The organism is Sphingopyxis sp. J-6 (genome assembly GCF_046603995.1).
In the GTDB taxonomy this organism is placed as follows: domain Bacteria; phylum Pseudomonadota; class Alphaproteobacteria; order Sphingomonadales; family Sphingomonadaceae; genus Sphingopyxis.
The window spans coordinates 1,473,730-1,492,915 of sequence record NZ_CP145810.1 but is presented as its reverse complement, the minus strand read 5'-3'; the positions used below and the strand labels follow the sequence as shown (position 1 = coordinate 1,492,915).

Below are 19,186 nucleotides of genomic sequence, written 5' to 3'. Positions count from 1 at the left end.
AAAACCCATGACCAACACCTCCCTCCGCCCGGTCACCAAGACGATCGGCAGCGTCACTTTCGACGACCCCTATGACTGGCTCCAGCACGACAGCGAAGAAGCCCTCGCCTGGCAGTGGGAACAGGATGCGATCGCGCAGCGCGAGGCCGAGGCATGGCCGCATTTCGAGACGCTGAAAGAACAGCTCCGTGTCTGCGACGTCGCCAACCTCCTCGCCCTCCCCTCTCCGCCACGTTCGCGGGGCGGCCGCTGGTTCTGGGTGGCGCCGACGCCCGATGGCGGCGGCCGCGTGCTATGGACCGCCGACAGGCTCGGCGAGCCCGGCCGGCAAATCTTCACCATGGCCGATGCCGTGGGCGCCGGGGATGCGGCGGGCGGCGCGGTGCTGTGGTGGGAAGTCTCGAGCGACGGCCGCCGCGTCGCCGCGCTCATCTGCCTGCACGGCGACATGATGGGCCAATGGCACGTGTTCGACGTCGATAGCGGCGCAGCAGTCTGCGATCCGCTGCCGGCGATCGGCTACAGCGGCGCCATCCCGGGTTGGCTGCCGGACGCCAGCGGCTTTTACCTGCACGGCCGTGACGCCGACGGGCGGCACCGGATCCAGTTTGTGGCGCTCGACGCCGGCGTTGCCGATCGCCCCGAGGCGGTATTCGACGATGCCGAGGTGCCGGTGCAGATGTCGGGCCTGACCTGCACCGTCTCCCCCGGCGGACGCTGGGTGATCGCCGACTCGGGACCGCACGAACGCACCGCCTATATGATCTGCGACACGCGGACCGGCGAATGGCGCCCTTTCATTCCCGATGGCTATCATGGCGAGTTGACCGGCGGCTGGCTCGATGCCGACACCTATGTGGCCCGCGCGCATGGCGACGACACGCCGCGCGGCCGTATCGTCGCCATCCCGGCCGCCACCTCGCGCGACCGCGACACCTGGCGCGAGATCGTGCCCGAAGGACAGGCCGTCATCCGCGCGGCCGGCGTCTTCGGCGGCAAGATCGCGGTCGCCGAACTGCTCCACGTCTCGCTGCGCATTCGCCTGATCGATCCCGTCGACGGCAGCGAACAGATCGCGCCGCTCAAGGAACCCGGCGCAAGCTGGATCAGCGGGTGGCATCGTTTCGAACGCAGCGATGCGCTGGCCTTCGACTATTCCGGCTTCACCGAAACCGGCGGCGTCTACCTGTTCGATCCGGACAGCGGCGCGCTCGGCACCATTACGCCGCCGCTCGCCGAACTGGACGGCATCACGGTGACCCAGCATTTCGCGACCAGCCAGGACGGCGTGCGCGTCCCCTATTTCATGGTCCATCGCGCCGACCTCGACCCGAGCGTGCCCCATCCGGCGCTGGTCGCCGCCTATGGCGGTTTCAACTCGGCCTACACCCCCGCCTATCTCGGCCATCTCACGCCCTTCGTCCGCGCTGGCGGGGTGCTCATCCACGCCAACATCCGCGGCGGCGGCGAATATGGGAAGATATGGCACGACAGCGGGCGCCTCGCCTGCAAATGGAACAGCTATCTCGATCTGTTCGCCGTGACCGAGGATGCGATCGCCCGGGGCGTTACCGCACCCGAAAAGCTGGCGATGACGGGAGCAAGCAATGGCGGCCTGCTGGCCGGCGTCTGCATCGTCCACCGTCCGGACCTGTTCCGTGTGGTCGTACCCGAAGTCCCGATCTTCGACATGATGCAGCCGCTGCCCGACGACCCCGCGCTCGAACCGATCCGCGCGATCTTCCGTCAGGATTATGGCGATGCGGGTGATGCGGTGATGTCGAAGATCATCTATTCCTATTCGCCCTATCACCAGATCCGCGACGATGTCGCCTATCCGGCGGTCTATCAGGTGTTCGGCGAAAAGGACGCCGGCTGCATGCCCTTCCACGGCCGCAAGTTCACCGCCCGGCTGAACGCAGCATCCCGTTCGGGCCACCGGACGCTGCTCCGCGTCTGGAGGGACACGGGCCACGCCTCGTTCGACGCCGACATCTCGGTACGCCAGCGCGCCGAATGGCTCGGCTTCGTGATGGCCGAACTGGGCATGGTGCCCGTCTCGTCGTGACCCCGGCGGCCGGCCTGAAGACCGGCCGCGCCCCGGCGCCGGCCCGGCCCTCAGGCGGCCTTCGGCGTCGCCTTCGCCCGCGGTTTCGGCTTGTCGAGCGTGCGGAGCGCATCCTCGAGGTCGGCGGGCGCCGGCAGGCCGGTCACCGCGGTGCAATAATAGGGCGCCAGCTTGATCCGCTCTTCCAGCGTCTCGCGGATCGCGAGGGCATAATAGCCGATCTGGTGGAAATACATCACGCGGGCGCGCACGAACGCCTCGGTGCCCTTGATCCCGTTATGCTCGAGGAAAAGCTGGAACAGTCCGATCCACGCATCGTCGATGTCGTGAACCACCTTGGTCACGTCGCGCGACTTGCGCGCCCAGACGCGGATCGCGATGTCGAACGCCGGGAAATTCGGGTCCTCGCCCAGCCAGACCTTGAACAGCTCGATCAGCCCCGTCGCCCCTTCTGCGGCGCGCTGTTCGATCGCGGCGATTTCGCGGCGGTTATTGTCCTTCCAGTCCTCGAGCAGCGCGTCGAGCAATTCCTGCCGATGCTTGAAATGCCAGTAGAAGCTGCCGCGCGTCACCTTCATCCGGCGCGCCAGTACATCCACCTTCACATCGTCGACGCCCGACGCGATCAGCGCCTTGCGCGCGACCGCGATCCAGTCCCCGCGGGTCAAACGACCGTTCGCCACTGCACCTGCTCCTCTGTTCATCGCGCTTCCATCGCATGGAAGTCGGTTCGCCCATGGGTTGCTGTATCGATCAATTGTCCGTTTAGGAACGGCCAGTTTTACCGACCGGCGATAATCCCGAGAGCGAAAAGGGCCCCATCGGACCATAATTTTCCGTCCCGACCATACATTTCTGTATTGTTCATTTTTGGCGCAACGGCTAAGCCAAAGAGGCCCGGCGCGAAGCCGGCGAAGATGCCGCGACTCACGCTGGCGGCAAGGGAAAGAATGCAGTGGCCGACAATCTGATCATCGGATGCGGAGTCGTCGGACTGACCACGGCGCTCGAGCTTCTCGGGCGCGGCGAGCGCGTCACGCTGGTCGATTCGGCGGCGCAGGAGGGGCTGGGCACGAGCTTCGCCAACGGCGGCTTGCTGACCCCGTCGATGTCCGATCCGTGGAACGCGCCGGGCGTCCACCGCCACCTGCTCGAATATCTCGTCAGCTCGTCGGCGGCGCTCAAGATCCGCCTCGGCGCCTTGCCCTCGCTGATCCGCTGGGGCCCGCAATTCCTTCTCAATTCGCGCGCCGCGCCGCACCGCAAGGCGACGCTCGCCAACCTCGAACTCGCAACCTATTCGCTCGCGGCGATGAAAGAGCTGCGCGAGCGCTTCGGCTTCGCCTTCGATGCGTCGGACGGCGGCGCGCTCAAATTCTTCAGGAGCGCGGCGGCCTTCGACGCCGCGCTCGCCATCGCCGACCTCGTCCGCGAACATGGTATCGAAGCCCGGCCGCTCGACGGAAAGGGTGCGGTCGAAGTCGAACCTTGCCTCGCCCCGGTGGGCGGCGAGATTGCCGGCGCGATCCACTATCCCGGCGACGCGTCGGGCGATGCCTATCTCTTCTGCCGCGAGGCTGCACGAACGATCGCCGAGCTTGGCGGCACCTTTCGCTACGGCCAGACCGTCGAGGCGGTCGAGGTCCGCGGCAGCCGCGTCACAGGGGTGCGGCTGGCAGGCGAAACGATCGCAGCCGAGCGGGTGATCGTCGCGGCCGGGGTTGCCAGCCCCGCGCTTGCCGCGAAACTCGGGCTCAACCTCGCGGTCAAGCCGGTCAAAGGCTATTCGATGACCTACACGCCGGACCCCGCGGGGCCGATGCCGCGCCTGCCGGTGATCGACGACGGCTATCACACCGCCATCACCCCGCTCGGCGCCCGGCTGCGTGTCGCCGGGACCGCCGAGTTCGCCGGTCACGACCTGCGGCTCGATCCGAAGCGGATCGGCAATCTGGGACAGCTTTTCAAGGCGACCTATCCGGCGATCGCGGGCGAGGCGGTGCTCGCGACCGGCCAGCCGTGGACGGGCCTGCGCCCGGTCGCCGCCGACGGCCGTCCCTATATCGGGCCCGGCCGGGTCGCGGGGTCGTGGATCAACGCCGGTCACGGCCATCTCGGCTGGACGCTCGCCGCCGGGTCGGCGCGCCTGCTCGCCGACCTTATGGCGGGGACGGCGCCCGAACTCGACCCGTCACCCTATGCGCCATGCCGCTGATTTTTTCATGCCGCGGCACCGATCGACCGTGCAGGCGATCCGATCGGAAACCCGAAAAGAACAGGAAATCTAGGGCGAAGCACTTCAATTTATCCTGATTAGGATATAAGTATCGGACCGAAACAGAAGGAGCGAATATCGGTGGCAGGTGGTCGAAAGACTTTGGGTGCGGTGATGGCGGGCCTTCGCACGCGCAACGGCTGGACGCTCAAGGAAATGAGCCAGCACAGCGGCATCCCCATGTCGACCCTGTCGAAGGTCGAGCATGACCGGCTGTCGCTGACCTACGACAAGCTGCAACAGGTCAGCGAGCGGCTCAACATCAGCATGGCCGACCTGTTCGCCGAAGAGCCCGCGGCGGCGACCGTCCTCGGACGGCGCAGCGTCGGCACGCTCGAAACGGCGGTCCGCGTCGAAACGCCCAATTATGAATATAATTATGTCTGCACCGAGCTTCGGAACAAGCGCATGGTGCCCGTCATCACGCGCATCCGCGCCAAGACGATCGAGGAATTCGGCGAGCTCGTCCGCCATTCGGGGGAGGAGTTCATCTATGTCGTCGAGGGACGGCTGATCGTGCACACCGAATTTTACGATCCGATCGAACTGAACCCCGGCGAGTCCATCTATATCGATTCGGGCATGGGCCATGCCTATGTCTGCGATGCGAAATCAGGCGAAACGCTGACCATCGGCGTCATGTCGAGCGCCGACGAGGATTTGTCAGCGCTCGTCCCCAGCGCCAGCCACCGCCCCGGCAAAGCCGCTTAGGGGACACCGTGCTGCCATAACCCCGCCCTGCAAAGGCGAAAGATCGACGAGGGTCGCGTTGCGGCCTTCGCACCAACACGTCCCGACCAAATCAAGGAGCAAGCTCATGACCAATATTTCCGCCCTGCCGCTGTCGATGGTTCGCCAGGCCGGCGACCTCGTCTTCATTTCGGGCCAGCTTTCGCTCGCCGATGGCAAGGTCTTCGGCGACGACATCGTCACCCAGACCGGGCGCGCGCTCGACGGGCTCGAAGGCCATCTCGCCAGCCTCGGTCTTGACCTGACCGACGTGGTCAAGACGACGATCTGGATCACGTCGAAGGAGAATTTCGCGGGCTTCAACGCGACCTACGCCGCGCGTTTCAGCGCCCCCTACCCTGCGCGGTCGACGGTGGTCAGCGACCTCGTGCTCGACGGCGCGCTCGTCGAGATCGAAGCGGTCGCGCAGCTTCGCCGCTGACCCGGCGCGATCGGAGGGGGCGGTAAGCCGCCCCCTTCAGAACCGCCGCGCGATGCCGAAATAGACCTCGGCGTCGGGGCTGTCGCGGTTGAGGCCGAGGTTCACCCCGACGTCGAGCTGCGCGTCGTCGCCGGCCTGCCAGCCCATCGACAGACCCGCCAGCGCCTGCGTATTGTGGCCGCCCGGATCGCGGTCGCGGTACAGCGACACTTCGGCGGCGGCCGAAAGACTGTCGCTCAGGCCGAAACCGAAGCCGACGACGCTGCCATAGCCCAGATGCCGTCCGTCGCCGTCGCTATCGACCGCCGCATCGATTTGCGGCGTGACGCCAAGCGACACGGAATCCGACAGGTCGAAGCTCATCGGCACCAGCAATCCGCCGCCCCAGTCACCGGCGCCGATCGCGCTGCCGCCCGCCGGCAGGCTGGCATAGGGCATCACCGCAACCGAAAAGCCCGATCCGTCGGGATTGCGCAGATTCTGTCGCAGCGCGAGTGTGACGTCGCCGATCCCCGACGCCTTGCCGACCGTCGCTGCGGCGCGGTCGCGGGTCCGGACATGCCCATAGGCGGTCCAGCCAAGCTGCGCCTCGAGGTTTTCGGTCAGGCCGATGCGAACCAGCGCATCACCGACTTGTACCGTGTCGGTTCGCACCGGTCCCTGCCGGTCGCGCGTCCAGTCGCCCAGCCCAAGCTCGAATATCACCTTGCCGCGATCGACGGTGCAGGCCGGCGTGCCGAGCCCTGGGCGGTCGGGGCAAAGCTCGCGCTGCTCCTCCGCGGCGGCGGGGCTCGCGATCAGGGCGATCGGCAGCAGCAAGGCCGCCGCAAACGGCAAGGCTGCTCGGGTCCGGGCGGCAATCGTCATTGCCGACCCATTCCCCACATCCCGATACTTTGCAAGCGGTTGACCCGCTTCAATAGCGTCCCGACAGCAGCGCCCCGGCGCCGGGCACTTCGGTGCGCAAGCCCAGCCGCGTCAGCATCTGGTGCGCGGTACAGATCGCCGCCGATATCACCGGTTTGCCGATCGCATCCTCGATCTTCTGCACCGACGGCAGCGACGGCATCTGGACGCATGCCGACAGGACAAGCGCATCGATGCCGGTCAGGTCGAGCCGCTTGTAATGGTCGAGCAGGTTCGCCGGGTCCTGCGCCGCGACCTCCAGATTATCCGGAATTTCGAGTGCAAGCCAGTCACTTACCTCGAATCCTTCATTCTGGATATAGAATACGACCATCCGGGTCAGTGGCTTCATATAGGGCGCGACGAGCGCGATGCGCTTCGCCTCGAGCACCTTCAGCCCTTCGACCAGCGCCCCGGCGCTGGTGACGACGGGCGCGGCATGGCCGTTCTCGACCGTCCGCTGGTGCAGCCGCGCTTCCGACACGCGATGATAGCCCTCGCCCATGCTCATGATCGCGACGAGGCAGGCATAGCCGAGCACGTCGACCGCGGCGTCGGACAGTTCGAGCGCGCAGCGGTCGGAATCGGCGTCCATCGCCGCGAGCTCTTCCTTCGTCACCTTCTTCATCCGCATCCGCGACGAGTGAAAGGTGAAGCGTTCGGGGGCGATGCCCTCGCGCGCACGGAGCAGCGCCGGGATTTCGGTTTCCATCGTGACGTTCGAGCTCGGGACGATCTGCCCGATACGAATGGGTTTCGTCATGGCGTCGCCCCTCAGACCGCGACGATCGGGTTACGCAGCGTGCCGATGCCCTCGACGGTGCATTCGACCACATCGCCCGGCCACATGAACTCCTGCGGATCGCGCCCCGCGCCGACCCCCGCCGGGGTGCCGGTCGCGATGATGTCGCCCGGCTCCAGCGTCATCACGCCCGAAATATCGGCGATGAGCTGGTTGACGTTGAACAGCATGAAGCGCGTGTTGCTGTTCTGCTTCTCAACCCCGTTGACGCGGGTCGACAGATTGAGGTTATGCGGATCGCCGATCTCGTCCGCCGTGACGATGCACGGCCCCATCGGCGCGAAGCTGTCCTGCCCCTTCGACACGATCCACTGCCCGGCGCGGCGGCAATCGCGCGCGCTGACGTCGTTGATCACCGTATAACCGAAGACATGGTTCAACGCATCGGCCTCGGCGACGTGCTTCGCGGTGCTGCCGATGACCACCGCCAGCTCGGTTTCCCAGTCGAGCTGCTGCGTCACCTTGGCATTGTGACGGATCGGATCGTTCCACGCGACGACCGCGGTCGGCGGTTTGGAGAAGATCACCGGCTGCTTCGGAAGTTCGTTCGATGTGTCGAGACTCCGCGCCGATTCAGCGACATGCTCGGTATAGTTGAGACCGATGCCGAAGATATTCTTGCGCGGCCGCGGGATCGGCGCGAGCAAGGTGACATTGCCCTCGGGCAGCGAGGTTCCGACGAGATCGGCGCTCGTCGCCCCGGCAATCGCTTCCTTGAGGAAGCGGAGGCCGATCGGCCCCAGGTCGATGAAATCGAGCATCGTCGAGGGCAGGTCCTGCCCGATCGCATCGCCGAAATATTCGACGTCGATCACCAGCCCGTCGTGAAGCAGCCCGAGCCGCGGTTCGGTTTCGACCGTGCGATAGGTTACGAAGCGCATGAAGATGTCCTGTCTGTCTTGAAAAATCAGGCCGGCTGGTAGCCGCCGTGGTCGGGATAGGGCTCCTCGATGCGGACGCCGAGCGCCTCCATCACCGGGAAGTCGTTGAACGAGAAGAGGAACGCCGGTTCGGACGGGTCAAGGTTGACATGCTCGTGCCACATCCACGCGGGCACGCAGAAGATGTCGTGCGTCTCCCAGTCGAACCGCTCGCCGCCGATGATCGAATAGCCGCGCCCGCCTGCGACATTATAGACGACATTGCCCGTATGGCGGTGCGCCTGCCCGCGAAACCCGCCGGCCAGCATCTGCATATGCGCACCCATCGTCTGCAGCGCCCAGCCGCCCGTCAGCGGGTTCGCATAGCGCATCATATGCCCGTCGAACGGCGATCCCTCCGACACCGCGGCAAGGTTCCACAGCGCATCGCGCACCGCCTCCCAGCGATAGACCATCACCGGCGAATAAGGCTTGTCCCATGCGCCGACGCCCTCGGGCCGCAGCCCCGCGCCGCCATAGCTCAGCGGCAGATCGTTTGACGGAAAGGCCGGCGTCTGGCGGGGCTGGTCGTGGACCGCATAGAAGTTCGTCTCCATGGAGTTCATCAGCGGGATGTCGAGCCCGTCCTGCCAGATCGATACCTCGCCGTCGGCGGCGATGCCATGGTCGTGCCAGCAGCCGTTCGGGGTCAGCACATAATCATTGGCGCCCAGCGTGATATGATGCCCGTCGACGACGGTATAGGCGCCGCGCCCTTCCATGATGAAGCGGTGCGCCGACGCCGTATGCTTGTGCGCCGGGGTGATCTCGCCGGGCTTCATCGCCTGCATACCGCTGAACAGCCAGCCGCACACCGCGACATTCTCGCGCCCCGCATCGCTGTCGTTGAGGAGGGTGACGACGCGCCGCCCCGCTTCCTCGGGCCGCACCAGGTCGATCGCGCGCAGGCACAGCGCGCGCATGTCGGCGTAACGCCAGAGCGTCGGGCGATAGCGCGTCTCGGGCTCCCACGGCTCGATCGCATTGGCGCGCTTCCAGAATGCGCCTGCATTGCGCCCCGCAAGCTCCTGATAAAAGGCTTCCAGTTCGGGCGTGTCGGTGACCCGCGAGCGTCCCAGCACATTGTCGCGCGGGTCGATGACGGCGGGATGGTCGGTCATGACGGCTTCTCCTCGCTGGCGTCGTCTCCGGCTGGCGGCGCGTCCGCGAACGTCGCCGGGGAACGCGGCGTCCGGTCGACGGTCAGATTGAAGATGTCGAAGCGGTTATAGCCGCCGATGATGTCGTGCATCTGCTTCGGCCCGACACAGGCGCCGAGGTCGATGTCGGCGTAGACGATGCCCTCGTCGTCGATCAGCGCCTCGCCGACCAGATTGCCGTGCGGGTCGATCACCCCCGACCAGGCGCTGCTCCGCCGTTCGAGCATGGCGCGGTTTTCGGACCGCTCGGCGCTCATCGCGGCGATGATCTCCTCGCTCACCGTCGAACAGGCGACGATGGTGAAGACCTTGCCCTCGAAACTGTGCGCGGTCGCCCGGATGCGGATCGCCTCGGCCATATTGTAGGACGCGGGCGCGACGGGCAGCGCGATATAATTGGCGACATGAACGAGTTCGCCCTGCGACAGCAGCGCAAAGCGCGCCAGCGTGTTGGTATTCTCCCCGCACGCCAGCGTACCCAGCGGCCCGACCGGGGTGTCGTACACGCGGATCGAGGCACCGTCGCCGCCGGCCCAGGTCAGCTTTTCGGCCCAGGTCGGCACCAGCTTGCGATGACGGCCGAGCAGGCTGCCGTCGGCGCCGATGATCAGGTTGGTGTTGTAGAGGGTGCCCACGCTGACCGGATCGCGCTCGTTGATCCCGATGACGACGGTACAGCCATGATCGCGCGCCGCTGCGCACAGTGCAGCAACCTCGGGCCCGTCGACGCGGATCGAGGCGCGATAGAGGCGCTCAAACCACGCCGCGCCCTCGATCGGCGTCATCAGCCAGTTCCAATAGGGGTAAGCGGCGACGAACACCTCGGGAAAGGCGACGAGCTTGGCGCCATTGCCCGCCGCTTCGGCGATCAGCGCGCACGCCTTGTCGACCGTCGCCGCGGCATTGAGGAACACCGGCGCGGCCTGTACCGCGGCAACACGCGATTGGGGCAGGAAGGGAGCCAACACGTCGCTCATGTCACCGCCGCCCGCTCATGATATTGCGGCTTGTCCCACGCCCGCGTCGCGCAGACCTTTTCGAGCCGGTCGACCGCTTCGACGACATCGCCATAGCCGAGGTAGAGCGGCGTCAGCCCGAAGCGCAAGATGTCGGGCGCCCGGAAATCGGCGATCGCCTCAACTTCCTTGAGCGCCTGAACGATCTGGTAACCCTGCGGGTGCGCATAGGCGACCTGGCTGCCGCGTGCCGCATGCTCCTCGACGCTCGCCAGCGTAAAGCCATAGGCGTCGCACAAGGGCGCCATCCGTTCGATGAACAGGTCGCCGAGCGCCAGCGACTTGCGGCGCAGCTCGGCCATATCGGCTTCGAGCAGCAGGTCGACCCCGACCTCGAGCGCCGCGAGGCCGAGCACCGGCGGCGTCCCGCACTGGAAACGCTCGATCCCGGCGGCCGGGTCATAATCCTCCTCGAAAGCAAACGGCCGCGCATGGCCAAACCAGCCCGACAGCACCGGCGTCGCCGCATGGTGCCGCGCCGCTGCGAACAGATAGGCGGGTGCACCCGGGCCGCCGTTCAGATATTTATAGCCGCAGCCGATCGCGAAATCGGCATTCGCGCCATTGAGATCGACCGGGATCGCCCCCGCGCTGTGGCTCAAATCCCAGACGACGAGCGCCCCGACCTCGTGCGCACGCCGGGTAATCGCCGCCATGTCGCGGACGCGGCCCGACTTGTAATGAACCTGCGTCAGCAGCAGCACCGCAACGTCCTCGTTCAGTGCATCGACGACAGCATCGGGCGCGACCGTCACCGCCTTCACCCGCCCACCCGAAAACGCCTCGATGCCCTGCATCATATAGACGTCGGTCGGGAAGTTGGTCGCTTCTGACAGGATCACCGACCGCTCACGCCGCAAGGAAAGTGCGGCGGTCAGTGCCTTGAAAATATTCACCGAAGTCGAATCGCTCGCGACAATCTCGCCGGGGTTCGCGCCGAGCAGCCGCGCGATCTTGTCGCCGATCCGCCGCGGCGCGGTCGACCATTCGGCACCAAGCCACGACGTGATCAGCCCCTCGCCCCATTCCTCGCTCACCACCTCGGCCAGCCGCGCGCCGGTCCCCTTGGGCAGTGCGCCGAGCGAATTGCCGTCGAGGTAGATCAGCCCCTCGCGCAGGTGGAAGCGCTCGCGAAAGTGCGCGAGCGGGTCGGCGGCGTCGCGCGCCGCGACATCGTTGGCGAACATCGTGTCGGTCATGCAAGCTCCCTCAAAATCGCGCGCACCGGACTCGCGTCGGCGCCGACGATGCGCAGCGGCAGCGCGATCAGTTCGTACCGGCCGGGCGGCACGTCATCGAGCACCAGCCCTTCCAGGATCCGCATGTCGGCCGCCTTCACCGCCTGATGCGCATCGAGCGTCTTCGACTGTTCGGGGTCGAGCGAGGCGGCATCGGTGCCGATCAGCCGTATCCCGATGCTCCCGAGCCGCGCGATCACTTCGGCGGCAATCGCGGTAAAGTCGCTGTCCCACGCGTCGTGCGGAAACGTCTCGTATGTCCTGAGCAGCACCCGCTCGGCGCCTGCAACCGCATCCCAGTCGATATCGCCGACCTCGACGCGCCCTTCCGCATGGCGGACGTCGAGCAGCACGCACGGCCCGATATAGGCCGCAAGGTCGCTATCCGCCGACGACACACCGTCATTGGCGTAATGCAGCGGTGCATCGCCATGCGTCCCCGCGTGCAGCGGCGTCGACATGCCGCCGACATTGACCGGGCAGCCGTTGCCGATCACCGCATGGCTGTGGAGCGTGAAGGCGGGCTCGCCGGGCCACACCGGCACCGCAGCGTGGAGCGGCTGCGAAATGTCCCAGATCCGGCTCATGCGCCCGCCCCTCCGCTATAGTCGCCGCCTTCGCGCGGCGCGGCCATCAGGGTGCGCATCGACCAGAGTTCGGGGAAGAAGCTGAGGCTCAACGCCTTGACGAGGTAATTGACCCCCGACGATCCGCCCGTCCCCGGCTTGTGCCCGATGACGCGCGACACCGTCTTCATGTGCTTGAAGCGCCACTCCTGGAAATAATATTCGAGCGCAGTGATCTTCTCGGCGAGCATGTAGAGGTCCCAGTGATGCTCGGGGTCGGTATAGATCGCGAGCCACGCCTGCTCGACCGCCTCCGAAGGCGCATAAGGCTTGGTCCAGTCGCGCTCGAGGTGATCGGCGGGAATATCGAAACCGCGCCGCGCGAGCAGCTTCAGCAACTCGTCATAGAGCGATGGCGCCTCGAATGCCGCGCGCAGCCGCTGCGTCGCTTCGGTATCGTCCTTATGGACGATCATCATATCCTCGCGCTTGTTGCCGAGCAGATATTCGAGTTCGCGATATTGCTGCGACTGGAATCCCGACGCGCGGCGCAGAAAGCCGCGGAAAGTCAGGAAATCATGCGGCGTCAGTGTCGCGAGCACTTCCCAGCTGTGGATCATGTGGCGCTGGATCGTCGCGATCCGGTCGAGCCCCTTGCCCGCGATCTCCAGCCGGTCGGCCCTGATCGCCTCGACGACCAGCCGCGCCTCGTGCAGCACCAGCTTGATCCACAACTCCATCGTCTGGTGCATGATGATGAACAGCATCTCGTCGGGCTTGTCCGACACCGGCACCTGCGCCGACAGAAGCTGCTGCGTCTGGAGATGGCGCGCATAGGTGAGGCCGTTGTCCCACTGGATCGTCTCGCCGTCGATTTCGGTTTCGAAGACGGTGGTGCCGTCGTCCTTGCTCTGCCGGATCATGGGCGCGCGCCTCCGTTCATGAAGGCCGGCCCCGGGCGGACCGGCTGCAGGGGGCCATCATAGGCGCGGTCACCGGGGAAAGCATCTTCCGGTTCGAGCGGAACATCGTCCGCAATCCTGCTGTAAATCGAAGAAAAGTCGGTTTGCTCGGTGGCGGCGAGCAGCGCCTCGAAACCTTCGACGACGAAATAGATGCGCTGGAATTCGTCGAAATGATATTTTGTCCGCATCACCCGCTCGATATCGAGCCAGATGCGGCGCGGTTCGGGCGAGGTCAGCGCCGCGACCGTCTCGGCATAGCTCGACAGCAACCCGCCGCCGAAGGCGCGCAGTTCGCCATCCTCGACCACCAGCCCGAATTCGGTCGTATAGAGCCACAGCCGCCCGAGGAAATCCGACGCGCCGAGCTTCTCGGCCCGCAGCCCCGCCTGCCCATAGGCGACCAGAAATTCCGAAAAGGCCGGGTTGGTCAGCATCGGGACATGGCCGAAAATGTCGTGAAACATATCGGGCTCTTCGCTGTAGCCGATCTGCTCGGGCGGGCGCAGGAAGTTGGCGGCCGGAAAACGCTTGTTCGCGAGATGATCGAAGAACGGCTCGTTGGGGATCCAGCCCGGGACGGCGACGATTTCCCAGCCGGTCGCGGGCTTCAGATGGCCGTTGAGCGCGGCAAAATCGGGAACCCCGGCGGGCACCGCGCGCAAGATGTCGAGCCCGCGCAGGAAATCCGCGCAGGCATAGCCGGGCAGCGCCGCCGACTGCTGCTCGAACAGCGTTTGCCATGTCGCATGCTGTGCGGCGGTAAAGGCCGTCCAGTCCTGCGGCATCGTCCAGTCCGCGGCGACCCCTTCGGGCGGGGCATCGAAAATATGTGTCGCAGCCAAGCGCGCTCTCCCAAAGCTGACGGGAGGATAGGCTGGCTGCCCGCAAACATTGTCCGCAATTTGCCCCAAAGTGAGGTGCCTCCCCGACTATCGTTCCTCATATTTTCCAATATGAAGTACAATGTGCTTCGCAATTGCCGCAAAATCCGCGCTATAGAGGTTTTTGCGAATCACAGCGGAACGACCTCAACGGAGCGTGGATATGACCAAGACCATCCTGCACGGCTATTGGCGATCGAGCGCCGCCTATCGCGTCCGCATCGCGCTGAACCTCAAGGGGATCGCCTATGAACAGGTCGCGCACGACCTGCGCGCCGGCGAACAGCGCGATCCCGCCTATCTCGCCATCGCCCCGCACGGCCTCGTCCCCGCGCTCGAACATGACGGCGCCGTGCTGATCGAAAGCCCGGCGATCCTCGAATGGATCGAGGCGAAATGGCCCGAGCCGCCGCTCCTGCCCGCATCGCCCGGCGACGCCGCGACGGTGCGCGCCCTCGCGGCGCTGATCGGCTGCGACATCCACCCGCTCAACAATCTGCGCGTCCTCACCCGGCTGCGCAGCCAGTTCGACGCCGACAATGCGCAGGTAAAGGCATGGATCGCGCACTGGATCGGCGAAGGCTTCGGCGCGCTCGAACAGTTGATCGCGCGCGTCGGCGGCCTTTATGCCTTCGGCGACACCCCGACTTTCGCCGACTGCTATCTCGTCCCGCAGGTCTACAACGCCGAACGCTATAACGTCGACCTCGCCGCCTTCCCGCGCACCCTCGCCGCCGCGGAAGCCGCCCGCGCCCTCCCCGCCTTCGCCGCGGCGCATCCCGACCTGCAGCCGGACTTCCAGTGACCATGGACCGGCTCGACTGGAAAATCGTCGCCGCGCTCGAACAGGACGGGCGCCAGTCCTTCGCCGAACTGGGCGAGACGGTCGGCCTCTCCAAATCGCCCTGCTGGTCGCGCGTGCGCAGCCTCGAAGGGTCGGGAATCATCCGCGGCTATGCCGCCTCGCTCGACCCGGTCGCGCTGGGACTCGCGGTGCAAAGCTTCGTCGAGGTCCGCATCAACCTCGACGCGCACAGCGAATTCGAGGCAGCGGTGCTCGCGCACCCCGCGGTGGTCGAATGCCACACGACGGCAGGCGACGGCGATTATATCCTCAAGATTTTCGCGCGCTCGGTCGACCATCTCGACGAACTGCTCCGCTACGACCTCTCCAAACTGCCCGGCGTTCACGGGCTGTCGACCGTCGTCTGCCTGAAAACGATCAAGCAGCAGGGCCGCCTCGCCGAATGGGCGCGCACGACCGAACAGCGGCGCTGAGCGGTCCGTCTGCTTCGCAAACTTCGCCGCTTCGCAACATCGCCTTCGCAAATCTTGACCTTTTCAGCCGTTTTCGCGGAGCCCTCGCCCGCCGATAGCGCGCGGCATGAACCAGCCATATCGCCAGCCGCTGCCGGGGACCGGCCTCGACTATTTCGACACAAGCGCCGCGATCGACGCCATTCGTCCCGGTGCCTATGACGGCCTGCCCTATGTGTCGCGCGTGCTCGCCGAACAGCTTGTCCGCCGCTGCGATCCCGCGCTCCTCCCCGCCGCGCTGAAACAGATCGTCGACCGCAAGCGCGATCTCGACTTCCCCTGGTATCCGGCGCGCGTCGTCTGTCACGACATCCTCGGCCAGACCGCGCTCGTCGACCTCGCCGGGCTGCGCGACGCCATCGCCGAACAGGGGGGCGACCCCGCCAGGGTCAACCCGGTGGTGCCGACCCAGCTCATCGTCGATCACAGCCTCGCGGTCGAATATGCCGGCTTCGACGCCGATGCGTTTGCGAAAAACCGTGCGGTCGAGGACCGCCGCAACGCGGACCGCTTCCATTTCATCGAATGGACGAAAAGCGCGTTCGAAAATGTCGATGTCATCCCGGCCGGCAACGGCATCATGCACCAGATCAACCTCGAAAAAATGTCGCCGGTCGTTCAGGTCCGGGACGGCGTCGCCTTCCCCGACACCTGCGTCGGCACCGACAGCCACACGCCGCACATCGACGCGCTCGGGGTGATCGCGATCGGCGTCGGCGGGCTGGAGGCGGAGACGGTGATGCTCGGCCGCGCTTCGATGATGCGGCTGCCTGACATCGTCGGCGTCCGCCTCACCGGCGCCCCCGCGCCGGGGATCACCGCGACCGACATCGTACTCGCGCTCACAGAATATCTGCGCGAGGCGCGCGTCGTCGGCGCCTGGCTCGAATTTTTCGGCGAGGGCGCCGCGGGCCTGACGATCGGCGACCGCGCGACGATTTCGAACATGTGCCCCGAATATGGCGCCACCGCCGCGATGTTCCATATCGACCGGCAGACGATCGATTATCTGCTACTGACCGGACGCGACCCCGGGCAGGTGCGGCTGGTCGAAACCTATGCGAAGACGACTGGCCTGTGGGCGGATGCGCTGACGACCGCACGTTACGAGCGCCTGCTCGAATTCGACCTGTCGAGCGTCGGGCGCAATATGGCGGGGCCGTCGAACCCGCACCGGCGCCTTCCCACCTCGGCGCTCGCCGAGCGCGGCATCGCCGCCGGCTTTGACAAAGCGCGCGACGAGGAGCGCGCCGGCCTGCTTCCCGATGGCGCGGTGATCATCGCCGCGATCACGAGCTGCACCAACACCTCGAACCCGCGCAATGTCGTCGCGGCGGGGCTCGTCGCGAAGAAAGCCAATGCGCTCGGGCTCACCCCCAAACCGTGGGTCAAGAGCAGCTTCGCGCCCGGCTCGAAAGTCGCGCGTCTCTATCTCGAAGAAGCGGAACTGCTCGCCGAACTCGAAAAGCTCGGCTTCGGCATCGTCGCCTTCGCCTGCACGACGTGCAACGGCATGTCGGGCGCCCTCGATCCCGCTATCGAGCGCGAGATCGTCGACCGCGACCTTTATGCGACCGCCGTCCTCTCCGGGAACCGCAACTTCGACGGCCGCATCCACCCGCAGGCGAAACAGGCGTTCCTCGCCTCGCCGCCGCTCGTCGTCGCCTATGCCATCGCCGGGACGATCCGCTTCGACATCGAAAACGACATACTCGGCACGGTGAACGGCGAGGATATCCGCCTTGCCGATCTGTGGCCAACCGACGCCGAAATCGACGCGATCGTCGCCGCTTCGGTCAAGCCAGAGCAGTTCCGCGCCGTCTATGATCCGATGTTCGCGCCGCGCGGCCGCGACAGGGCGGAGCCACTTTACGACTGGCGCCCGCAATCGACCTATATCCGCCGCCCGCCCTATTGGGACACCGAAGGCGTCGGCGCACTCGCCGCCAGCCCGCGAACGCTGCAGGGCATGCGTCCGCTCGCGATCCTTCCCGACAATATCACCACTGACCATCTGTCGCCGTCAAACGCCATCCTCGCGAGCTCGGCGGCGGGCGAATATCTCGCGAAAATGGGCGTCCCCGAAGAGGACTTCAACAGCTACGCCACCCACCGCGGCGACCATCTGACCGCGATGCGCGCCACCTTCGCCAACCCGCAGCTCGTCAACGAAATGGCCGTGGTCGACGGTGTGGTGAGAAAGGGATCGCTCGCCCGCGTCGAGCCCGACGGGAAGGTCATGCGGATGTGGGAGGCGATCGAAACCTATCTCGAACGCCGCCAGCCGCTGATCATCATCGCCGGCGCCGATTACGGGCAGGGCTCGTCGCGCGACTGGGCGGCAAAGGGCGTCCGCCTCGCTGGCGTCGAGGCCATCGTCGCCGAGGGGTTCGAGCGCATTCACCGCACCAACCTCATCGGCATGGGCGTGCTGCCGCTCGAATTCAAACCGGGAACGACGCGCCTCCGCCTCGCGCTCGACGGCACCGAAACCTATGACATCGCGGGAACACCGCGCCCGCGCGCCGACCTCATGCTCGTCATCCGCCGTCGCAACGGCATGACGCTCGAAGTCCCGGTGGCCTGCCGCCTCGATACCGCCGAAGAAGCATCGATCTACGAAGCCGGCGGCGTGCTCCAGCGCTTCGCACAGGATTTTCTCGCTTCGGAAAGCAAGGCGGCATGACCTCGTCCGCTCCGCAGCTCCGCGTCCCCGCCACCTATATGCGCGGCGGGACAAGCAAGGGCGTCTTTTTCCGCCTCGAAGACCTGCCCGAGGCAGTTCGCGTTGCGGGAGCCCCCCGCGACCGCTTCCTCCAGCGTGTGATCGGCAGCCCCGACCCCTATGCCGTGCACATCGACGGCATGGGCGGCGCAACGTCGAGCACCAGCAAATGCGTGATCGTCGCGCCGAGCGCGCGCGCCGATCACGACATCGACTATCTCTATGGCCAGGTCGCGGTCGACGCCGACTTCGTCGACTGGTCGGGCAATTGCGGCAACCTCTCGACCGCAGCGGGCGCTTTCGCGATCCACGCAGGCTATGTGGTGCCGGCCGGCGACGGCGTCTGCACCGTTCGCATCTGGCAGGCGAATATCGGCAAGACGATTGTCGCGCATGTGCCTGTCCGGAACGGCGCGGTCGTCGAGACCGGCGCCTTCGAACTCGACGGTGTCCCCTTCCCTGCCGCCGAGATCGTCCTCGAATTTGTCGATCCGGCCGATGACGATGGCGAAGGCGGCGCGATGTTTCCGACCGGCAATCTCGTCGACACGCTCGACGTCCCCGAAGACATCGTCGCGGGCGGCAAGCTACAGGCGACGCTGATCGATGCCGGCATCCCGACGATCTTCGTCGACGCCGCCGATTTCGGCCTCACCGGCACCGAGCTTCGCGAGGCGATCAACGGCGACGGCGACCTGCTCGCACGCTTCGAACGGCTGCGTGCGATCGGCGCGTTGCGCATGGGGCTGATCGGCGCGCTCGAAGAAGCCGCGACGCGCCAGCATATGCCAAAGATCGCCTTCGTCGCGCCGCCCGCCAGCTATGTCGCATCAAGCGGCAAGACCGTCGCCGCCGAAGACATCGAACTGCTCGCTCGCGCCTTTTCGATGGGCAAGCTGCATCATGCGATGATGGGTACGGCGTCGGTCGCCATCGCGGCTGCCGCGGCGATCCCCGGCACGCTGGTCAACCGCGCCGCCGGCGGCGGCGAGCGTCAGGCTGTTCGTTTCGGCCACCCGTCGGGGACATCGCGCGTCGGTGCCGAAGCGCAGCGGGTCGATGGCAAGTGGGCCGTGACCAAGGCGGTCATGAGCCGCAGCGCGCGCATCCTGATGGAAGGATTTGTCAGGGTGCCGTCCGATGTCTGCTGAGGCGCTTCGCAAGTTTCGCCGATTT

Annotated in this window: 18 protein-coding genes; 8 read left to right on the top strand and 10 right to left on the bottom strand. The window is 66.1% G+C overall.

Going from position 1 to position 19,186, the window contains the following annotated elements:
* The first annotated feature begins 7 nt into the window (after positions 1-7).
* Positions 8-2,068, top strand: a complete 2,061-nt coding sequence (locus V6U71_RS07225; RefSeq protein ID WP_411341609.1) for a prolyl oligopeptidase family serine peptidase — start codon at positions 8-10, stop codon at positions 2,066-2,068.
* Between the two features lie 50 nt (positions 2,069-2,118).
* Here the strand turns inward: V6U71_RS07225 and V6U71_RS07220 are convergent, their stop codons facing one another.
* Positions 2,119-2,751, bottom strand: coding sequence for a TetR/AcrR family transcriptional regulator (locus V6U71_RS07220; protein WP_411341608.1), 633 nt, complete (start codon positions 2,749-2,751; stop codon positions 2,119-2,121).
* 272 nt (positions 2,752-3,023) lie between these two features.
* Here V6U71_RS07220 and V6U71_RS07215 point away from each other — a divergent pair, with 272 nt between their 5' ends.
* The 3 genes from V6U71_RS07215 (at position 3,024) to V6U71_RS07205 (ending at position 5,514) form a co-directional block, all read left to right on the top strand.
* Positions 3,024-4,283, top strand: a complete 1,260-nt coding sequence (locus V6U71_RS07215; RefSeq protein WP_411341607.1) for an FAD-dependent oxidoreductase — start codon at positions 3,024-3,026, stop codon at positions 4,281-4,283.
* 141 nt (positions 4,284-4,424) lie between these two features.
* On the top strand, positions 4,425-5,054 hold the full coding sequence (locus tag V6U71_RS07210) for a helix-turn-helix domain-containing protein (RefSeq protein ID WP_257719801.1): 630 nt from the start codon (positions 4,425-4,427) through the stop codon (positions 5,052-5,054).
* 106 nt (positions 5,055-5,160) lie between these two features.
* Complete coding sequence (locus V6U71_RS07205; RefSeq protein WP_054728244.1) at positions 5,161-5,514, top strand: RidA family protein; 354 nt, start codon at positions 5,161-5,163, stop codon at positions 5,512-5,514.
* Between the two features lie 36 nt (positions 5,515-5,550).
* On the opposite strand, the gene V6U71_RS07200 is transcribed toward V6U71_RS07205, so the two are convergent.
* The 9 genes from V6U71_RS07200 to phhA are packed head-to-tail and all read right to left on the bottom strand — an operon-like array spanning position 5,551 to position 13,929.
* Positions 5,551-6,381 (bottom strand): transporter, encoded by an 831-nt coding sequence (locus V6U71_RS07200; RefSeq protein WP_411341606.1) that lies wholly within the window; start codon positions 6,379-6,381, stop codon positions 5,551-5,553.
* Positions 6,382-6,430: 49 nt separating this feature from the next.
* A complete protein-coding gene (locus tag V6U71_RS07195; RefSeq protein WP_411341605.1) occupies positions 6,431-7,183 on the bottom strand; it encodes an Asp/Glu racemase in 753 nt (250 codons plus the stop codon).
* An 11-nt stretch (positions 7,184-7,194) separates the two neighbouring features.
* Entirely contained in the window at positions 7,195-8,103 is a 909-nt protein-coding gene (locus V6U71_RS07190; protein ID WP_411341604.1) for a fumarylacetoacetate hydrolase family protein, read from the bottom strand.
* 26 nt (positions 8,104-8,129) lie between these two features.
* The gene (locus V6U71_RS07185; protein WP_411341603.1) at positions 8,130-9,263 is read right to left on the bottom strand and encodes a cupin domain-containing protein; all 1,134 of its coding nucleotides are present in this window, start codon (positions 9,261-9,263) and stop codon (positions 8,130-8,132) included.
* On the bottom strand, positions 9,260-10,279 hold the full coding sequence (locus tag V6U71_RS07180) for a carbon-nitrogen hydrolase family protein (RefSeq protein WP_411341602.1): 1,020 nt from the start codon (positions 10,277-10,279) through the stop codon (positions 9,260-9,262). The genes V6U71_RS07185 and V6U71_RS07180 overlap by 4 nt, the downstream gene beginning before the upstream one ends.
* Positions 10,276-11,517 carry a kynureninase gene (gene kynU / locus V6U71_RS07175; RefSeq protein ID WP_411341601.1) on the bottom strand — a complete coding sequence of 414 codons (1,242 nt, stop codon included), beginning with the start codon at positions 11,515-11,517 and terminating at the stop codon, positions 10,276-10,278. Before kynU ends, V6U71_RS07180 begins: the two co-directional genes overlap by 4 nt.
* On the bottom strand, positions 11,514-12,143 hold the full coding sequence (gene kynB, locus V6U71_RS07170) for an arylformamidase (protein ID WP_411341600.1): 630 nt from the start codon (positions 12,141-12,143) through the stop codon (positions 11,514-11,516). The genes kynU and kynB overlap by 4 nt, the downstream gene beginning before the upstream one ends.
* Positions 12,140-13,045, bottom strand: coding sequence for a tryptophan 2,3-dioxygenase (locus tag V6U71_RS07165; RefSeq protein WP_411341599.1), 906 nt, complete (start codon positions 13,043-13,045; stop codon positions 12,140-12,142). The genes kynB and V6U71_RS07165 overlap by 4 nt, the downstream gene beginning before the upstream one ends.
* Complete coding sequence (gene phhA, locus V6U71_RS07160) at positions 13,042-13,929, bottom strand: phenylalanine 4-monooxygenase (protein WP_411341598.1); 888 nt, start codon at positions 13,927-13,929, stop codon at positions 13,042-13,044. The genes V6U71_RS07165 and phhA overlap by 4 nt, the downstream gene beginning before the upstream one ends.
* A gap of 202 nt (positions 13,930-14,131) precedes the next feature.
* On the opposite strand from phhA, the gene maiA reads away from it, so the two are divergent.
* The 4 genes from maiA to prpF all read left to right on the top strand — a co-directional run bounded on the left by maiA (position 14,132) and on the right by prpF (position 19,161).
* Positions 14,132-14,773: a maleylacetoacetate isomerase gene (gene maiA / locus V6U71_RS07155; RefSeq protein ID WP_411341597.1), complete on the top strand. Its 642-nt coding sequence runs from the start codon at positions 14,132-14,134 to the stop codon at positions 14,771-14,773.
* A 2-nt stretch (positions 14,774-14,775) separates the two neighbouring features.
* The gene (locus V6U71_RS07150) at positions 14,776-15,246 is read left to right on the top strand and encodes an Lrp/AsnC family transcriptional regulator (RefSeq protein ID WP_054588228.1); all 471 of its coding nucleotides are present in this window, start codon (positions 14,776-14,778) and stop codon (positions 15,244-15,246) included.
* 106 nt (positions 15,247-15,352) lie between these two features.
* On the top strand, positions 15,353-17,971 hold the full coding sequence (gene acnD, locus V6U71_RS07145) for a Fe/S-dependent 2-methylisocitrate dehydratase AcnD (protein ID WP_411341596.1): 2,619 nt from the start codon (positions 15,353-15,355) through the stop codon (positions 17,969-17,971).
* On the top strand, positions 17,968-19,161 hold the full coding sequence (gene prpF, locus V6U71_RS07140; RefSeq protein ID WP_411341595.1) for a 2-methylaconitate cis-trans isomerase PrpF: 1,194 nt from the start codon (positions 17,968-17,970) through the stop codon (positions 19,159-19,161). Before acnD ends, prpF begins: the two co-directional genes overlap by 4 nt.
* The last annotated feature ends 25 nt before the right edge of the window (positions 19,162-19,186 follow it).